The sequence below is a fragment of the Paenibacillus sp. P4_A7 genome (genome assembly GCF_056402455.1).
In genome coordinates this window covers 1-5,784 of sequence record NZ_JBFUHJ010000362.1, presented here as the reverse complement: position 1 = coordinate 5,784, position 5,784 = coordinate 1, and the positions used below count along the sequence as shown (strand labels likewise).

6 protein-coding genes and 1 pseudogene are annotated in these 5,784 nt (G+C 41.7%); 2 read left to right on the top strand and 5 right to left on the bottom strand.

Features of this window, described 5'->3' with window-relative positions; all coding sequences use genetic code 11:
* The coding region (gene pdhA, locus AC1DWN_RS26245) for a pyruvate dehydrogenase (acetyl-transferring) E1 component subunit alpha (RefSeq protein WP_477561837.1) at positions 1 to 958 on the bottom strand (958 nt) is incomplete at its 3' end.
* Between the two features lie 287 nt (positions 959 to 1,245).
* Here pdhA and AC1DWN_RS26240 point away from each other — a divergent pair.
* Positions 1,246 to 1,983: an alpha/beta hydrolase gene (locus AC1DWN_RS26240; protein WP_477561836.1), complete on the top strand. Its 738-nt coding sequence runs from the start codon at positions 1,246 to 1,248 to the stop codon at positions 1,981 to 1,983.
* Between the two features lie 78 nt (positions 1,984 to 2,061).
* Here AC1DWN_RS26240 and AC1DWN_RS26235 read toward each other — a convergent pair whose 3' ends face one another.
* The gene (locus AC1DWN_RS26235; RefSeq protein WP_477561835.1) at positions 2,062 to 2,562 is read right to left on the bottom strand and encodes a low molecular weight protein-tyrosine-phosphatase; all 501 of its coding nucleotides are present in this window, start codon (positions 2,560 to 2,562) and stop codon (positions 2,062 to 2,064) included.
* Entirely contained in the window at positions 2,562 to 3,206 is a 645-nt protein-coding gene (locus AC1DWN_RS26230) for a trimeric intracellular cation channel family protein (protein WP_477561834.1), read from the bottom strand. The genes AC1DWN_RS26235 and AC1DWN_RS26230 overlap by 1 nt, the downstream gene beginning before the upstream one ends.
* 219 nt (positions 3,207 to 3,425) lie before the next feature.
* On the opposite strand from AC1DWN_RS26230, the gene AC1DWN_RS26225 reads away from it, so the two are divergent.
* The gene (locus tag AC1DWN_RS26225; RefSeq protein ID WP_477561833.1) at positions 3,426 to 4,064 is read left to right on the top strand and encodes a thiamine diphosphokinase; all 639 of its coding nucleotides are present in this window, start codon (positions 3,426 to 3,428) and stop codon (positions 4,062 to 4,064) included.
* A 208-nt stretch (positions 4,065 to 4,272) separates the two neighbouring features.
* Here AC1DWN_RS26225 and AC1DWN_RS26220 read toward each other — a convergent pair whose 3' ends face one another.
* The gene (locus AC1DWN_RS26220; RefSeq protein WP_477561832.1) at positions 4,273 to 5,211 is read right to left on the bottom strand and encodes an aldo/keto reductase family protein; all 939 of its coding nucleotides are present in this window, start codon (positions 5,209 to 5,211) and stop codon (positions 4,273 to 4,275) included.
* A gap of 179 nt (positions 5,212 to 5,390) precedes the next feature.
* Positions 5,391 to 5,741: pseudogene (locus tag AC1DWN_RS26215) on the bottom strand (GrpB family protein); the annotation flags it as partial.
* Between the last annotated feature and the right edge of the window lie 43 nt (positions 5,742 to 5,784).

Here is a 5,784-nt window from a genome sequence, read left to right as displayed (position 1 = left end):
GCTCATTGACAGTAGCTTTCGCTTCTTCTTTCACACGGTTCGTATCTTCATCCGACCAAAGACCTTTTTTCTCCAAAAACTTACCATAACGTACAAGTGGATCTTTCAATGCCCATTCTGCTTCTTCTTCTTTTGTACGATATTTTGTTGTGTCATCCGCCATGGAATGTGGACGGAAACGGTATGTTAAAATTTCGATCAATGTTGCGCCTTCGCCATTACGGCCGCGTTCAGCAGCTTCTTGAACTGCCTTAATAACAGCAAGTACGTCCATTCCGTCTACTTGAATTCCGCGGATACCGGCAGCAACCGCTTTATGCGCAATCGATAATGCAGCTGTTTGCTTAGCGAAAGGTGTAGTAATCGCATAGCCATTGTTTTGAACAGCATATATAACTGGCAATTTGTAAGCACCAGCAAAGTTCATACCTTCATAGAAATCGCCTTCAGAAGAACCGCCATCACCTGTATAAGTGATCGCAACACGTTTCTCGTTCTTTTTCTTAAATGCCATTGCAACGCCAGTAGCGTGCAAAACTTGAGCGCCTATAATGATTTGCGGCATCAACACATGCACGTCTTGCGGGATTTGTCCCCCATGCTGGTGACCACGCGAATATAAGAATGCTTGGTATAGAGGTAGACCATGCCAAACGATCTGTGGCATATCACGGTAACCTGGACAAATAAAATCGTCTTTGTTTAGAGCATACTCACTACCAACCATCGATGCTTCTTGACCAGAAACTGGCGCGTAAAATCCAAGTCTCCCTTGACGTCCAAGATTAACTGCACGCTCATCCCAAGTACGTGTAAATACCATGCGATACATAACTTCTTTTAATTGTTCATCTGTCAATGTCGGCATCAAATCCGGATTAACAACTTCACCCTCGAGTGACAACACGGATAGCGGCGTTACCGGTTCCGTTTGAACTTCGTATGGCAATTTGCTCATTTTGAACGTTCACCTCAATTGAAATATTTGAAAAACGTTTACCTCTGTTATAGAATTATTATACCCCTGTTTAGCAAAAGTTCAAAGCGAAAAAGCAAAAAAACCGTTGTTTTTTCGCTGATTCTCGTCATTCTTTAAGAAATTGTATATGCTACAGACTTAAATTTTCAGTATAACAGCATAATACAACAAGTCAGAAATCCACTTTATGCCCTGTACACCTTTCTATTGTTTACCCACAACCGCTCCATTCCATTCAATAAACCATTTTAAAGGGAGATATAGAAATGACAGATAACAAATATTTAAAAAGAACAATTAACAAAGAAACGGTTCCTAGTCGTTACCTTCCGGAACAATCGCGTAATTTGCGCGTATTTTTGCCACCGGGCTATAATGAATTGCTTAGCTACCCTGTTGTATATTGCCAAGACGGTGAGGATTTTTTCAACTTTGGTCGAATCGCGACAACTGCTACAAGGTTAATTTTAGATGAAGGGTTGGAGCCATTTATCATTGTAGGTGTCGATGTGGATAAAACATATCGGACTGCAGAGTATACGCCTGACGGAAATCGACACCAAGATTACTTACGCTTTTTTGCTGAAGAGCTTCTTCCTTTTATAGAAGAGCGTTATTCAGCGAGAAGGGACGCAGAACAGAGATTGCTTGCAGGTGATTCACTCGGTGGCTCTGTTTCGCTTCACTTGGCGCTTGAATATCCACAATTGTTCACTAGAGTAATGTCATTGTCCGGTGCCTACTATGCAAGCTCACAAGGAATAATAGCGAATTCAGAAGACTTAAGCTGGTTAACGATCTATATGATCGTCGGGTTACAGGAGGACGCGTATGAAACTGATACGGGTGTGTATGATTTCGTATCCTTGAATCGTAATGCGAAGGCATTGCTGGAGCTGAAGCAAGCAACCATTTTTTATGAAGAGAAAGATGGAAAGCACCAATGGGGCTTCTGGCAAAAAGAGCTTGCACAGGCTCTCTCCTATTTCATTGAGATTGAATAACTAAATAGGTATGCAAGTAGAAAGAGAAAGAACTGTCCTAACAGGCTTTTGACCTGAGACAGTTCTTTTTTTATATCCTTATATATTCATATCGTTTCTTACTCGATTTAGCAATTGCTTGCATCCAGCATCTACTAACTCATAAACAAACGAAAAATTCCCGTCATAATATGGGTCTGGAACGTCAACAATCTCTTTATCTGGAAGAAGCTCCATAAATGTGAATAGCTGTTTTCTTGAGCCATCAACATCGATTAATTCGTCTTTAGCGGCTTCCATAAGCATTCTCACATCACGCAAATTATTGGAATCCATACAAACGATATAATCAAAGGTTTCAAAATCCTTATTTATAACGAGACGCGACTTCATTCCTTCATGTGATATTTGGTGCTGTTCCAATTGCTTGCGAGTACCTTCATGCGGCGGATGACCCAAATGCCAATCCCCTGTGCCTGCTGAATCCACGTCGATCAGTTTAGATAAGCCAGCTTTCTCCACTTGATGTCGCATGACCGCCTCCGCCATGGGAGAACGACAGATGTTTCCTAGACAAACGAACAAAATACGTACTTTCATCAAAATCCTTCTTTCTGCTGTATTTCAGTACTTTCAGCATTAAGCTTGAGTGAACGGCGCGGCAACTTCCATTTGAAATATACCGACAACATTCTAAACGTAATAATAATGACAAATAGAATTAATAATTCAAGATCAGACTTGGCCCAGCCTTGTCCAATTACTACTCCACCAAGCATCGCCCATACGGCGTAAATTTCATCCTTTAAAACGAGCGGCTTACGCCCAGCAAGTACGTCTCTAATAATACCTCCGCCAATACCTGTCAGCATAGCAGCAACGAGTACTGCACTAAGCGGGTGTTTCATTTCTGTTGCATAAAGCGCACCTTGAATAGCAAAGGCGGATAATCCGATAGCATCAAAAAAAGCTTCACTTCGCCGCCAGCGTTGAATCCAATTGAGTGGCAGCAGGAACGCAACAGTCATTGCGATAATCGCTATTTTCAACAAATAGCCGTGGCTCCAAAGTGTTGTAATTGGCATGCCAATCAACATATTGCGCACTACGCCTCCACCAAACGCTGTCACTAAGCCTAGTACGAAAACGCCTAATATATCGTATTCTTCCTCCATTGCTACTATAGCACCGCTGACCGCGAAAGCTATTGTACCAATAATACTAAATATACCGAAGATATCCACCCCTGAAATTCACCGCTTCCCGCCCCATGCACCAATCGACCCGTTGGTACTTCCTTCCTTATTTTAGCTGGGAGAATTCGAGTTCGCAACGTCAATTTTCGCGAATACTGCGAATGATTTCAGAGGATCAATGGATTATACTAGTTTTTACTGAACAAAAAGCTTTATACTTGTTTTCGTTAACCTCAGTTTTCGTAACATAAGAAAGGAAGATTATAGATGCAGCCTCGAATAGTAATATGCACGGGAGGACAATTGGACGCTTGGGCCATTGAACATATTCAGCTAGGCGATATGCTGATAGGTGCAGACAGCGGCGCGCGGTTCCTTATCTCGCAAGGATTCCGACCAGATATAGCCATCGGTGACTTTGATTCCGTGACTGAAGCAGAGCTTATAGATATTCGTAATAAAAGTGGACAAACGATTGATTGTGACCCTGTCGACAAAAATTATACGGATACCGAAATGGCAGTGCGCCTCGCACTGGATTTAAAACCAAGAGAACTAGTGCTGCTCGGTGCGCTCGGTACAAGGTTCGATCATTCTCTGGCCAACGTCCATTTGCTCGCACTCGCAGCTAAAGAAAACGTTCCTGCAATGATTATTGATAACCATAATAAAATTTATATGGCTACGAACCAATTAACGATTGACAAAAAAGGGTATGCCAATGTCTCCTTGCTCCCACTTACCATGTGTGTAAAAGGAATCACTCTTACTGGTTTTCAATACCCGCTGCATGAAGCTGAGTTAACCATAGGCCAGTCACTTGGAATTAGTAATGTTCTGATTGACCAGACAGGTACCATTCAATTAAGTGAAGGATTACTACTCGTCATCCAAAGCCGTGACTGACTAGCGAATGTTCAACAGCAGCTTTCAAGCTTTGAATGAGGTATGCCGTTTTCATAAAAATAATGAAGCCGCTCGAGGTGTTAACCTTGAACAGCTTCATTGTTTTGTACGCGGAATAATCCGGCATATACTGTTTTATACTACATAGCTTGTCTTGATAATTCGCAACTAAATATGCGATACACTACTCAAGATCATGGATTAAATTTTATGCCAAAATCTGTTCAATACGTTCTACAACTTCAGCACTTATCACAACACCTGATGCCTTCGCGTTTTCCTCCACTTGTTCAAGGCGACTCGCGCCAACCAAAGCACTCGATACATTGGGCTGTCTCAGAATCCAAGCAAGTGCAAGCTGACCTACTGAAAGTTCAAGCTCTGATGCTACTTGGCTCAATTCAACCACTTTGTTAATTTTATCTTCGGTAACACCTTTCCGCATTCTATCCAGCTTCGCGGCGCGGCTGTCCGCCGGAAAATCAGTGACTGAGCTGTATTTGCCCGTTAATAGACCCTGTGCAAGCGGCGAGAACACGACTTGTCCAATGCCATTTCGCTCACCATAAGGTATGACTTCCTTCTCAATATAGCGATTAAACATATTATAGATAGGTTGATTAACTATGATACGATCGAGCAAGTAGCGATCTGCAATCGCTTGAGCTTCCGCCATTTGCGCTGCTGTCCATTCACTTACACCGATGTATAGCACTTTCCCATGGCGGACCAAATCATCTAACGCTCGAAGTGTCTCTTCCATCGGCGTTTCCGGGTCATGACGATGGCAGTAATACAGATCAACATAATCAGTTCCGAGTCGCTTCAAGCTTGCATGGCATTGTTCTATAATATGCTTCCGAGATAATCCTCGATCATTAGGTCCATCGCCCATCTGGCCGAACACCTTGGTGGCGAGCACGTATGATTCACGCGGGAAAGCCTGGAGCGTTTCGCCGAGTAATTTTTCAGCCGCCCCTCTCTCGTACACATTCGCAGTATCAAAAAAATTAATACCTAGCCCATATGCCGTTTGAATTGCTTTCAATGCATTTTCACGTTCTACATATCCACCATATGTCAACCAGCTGCCTAGACTAATCTCACTAACCTTTAAACCGCTTTTTCCAAGTTTACGGAATTCCATCTTTATTCATCTCCTCATAAATGTGATGTCTATATGTTATAGAATTGCTTACTTAGCTTACTCCTCTATTCTAGACAAGTTTTATTTAACTTTGAAGTAGTGAAATAATTATCACTTTATTATATAGAATATAGGTACTATACATTAAGTAACTACCGCATTATGCTGTCGGTGCCCGTTTCAAGTAAATATTTATTCCCTCTTAGATACATATGAATTTGATGGGTTCTTGGCTCCCCCTTACTAAAGTAGTGTCTATCCGGTAAAACATTCGTCCCTTTATAAGAGTAACCAAGAATTTCTAAAGGCTCAACACACTTTTCACCATTCATAAACTCTTCAATTTCAATAGCAATATCGATAATTGTTTTTGCACTTAAATGTTTAACTGCGGTACTTCCAATATGGTGAACTGCTAAAATGTCGCGACCAATGACCTTTTGTATCTTATCTTTCTCCAATAAAAATTCCTTTTCCCACTCATTTGTCCATTCAACTAAAAAAACCTCACCTTGTGGTAATCCAATCATTACCTTACCTCCATGGCTTACTGATTTCTATGTTGAGCAACTG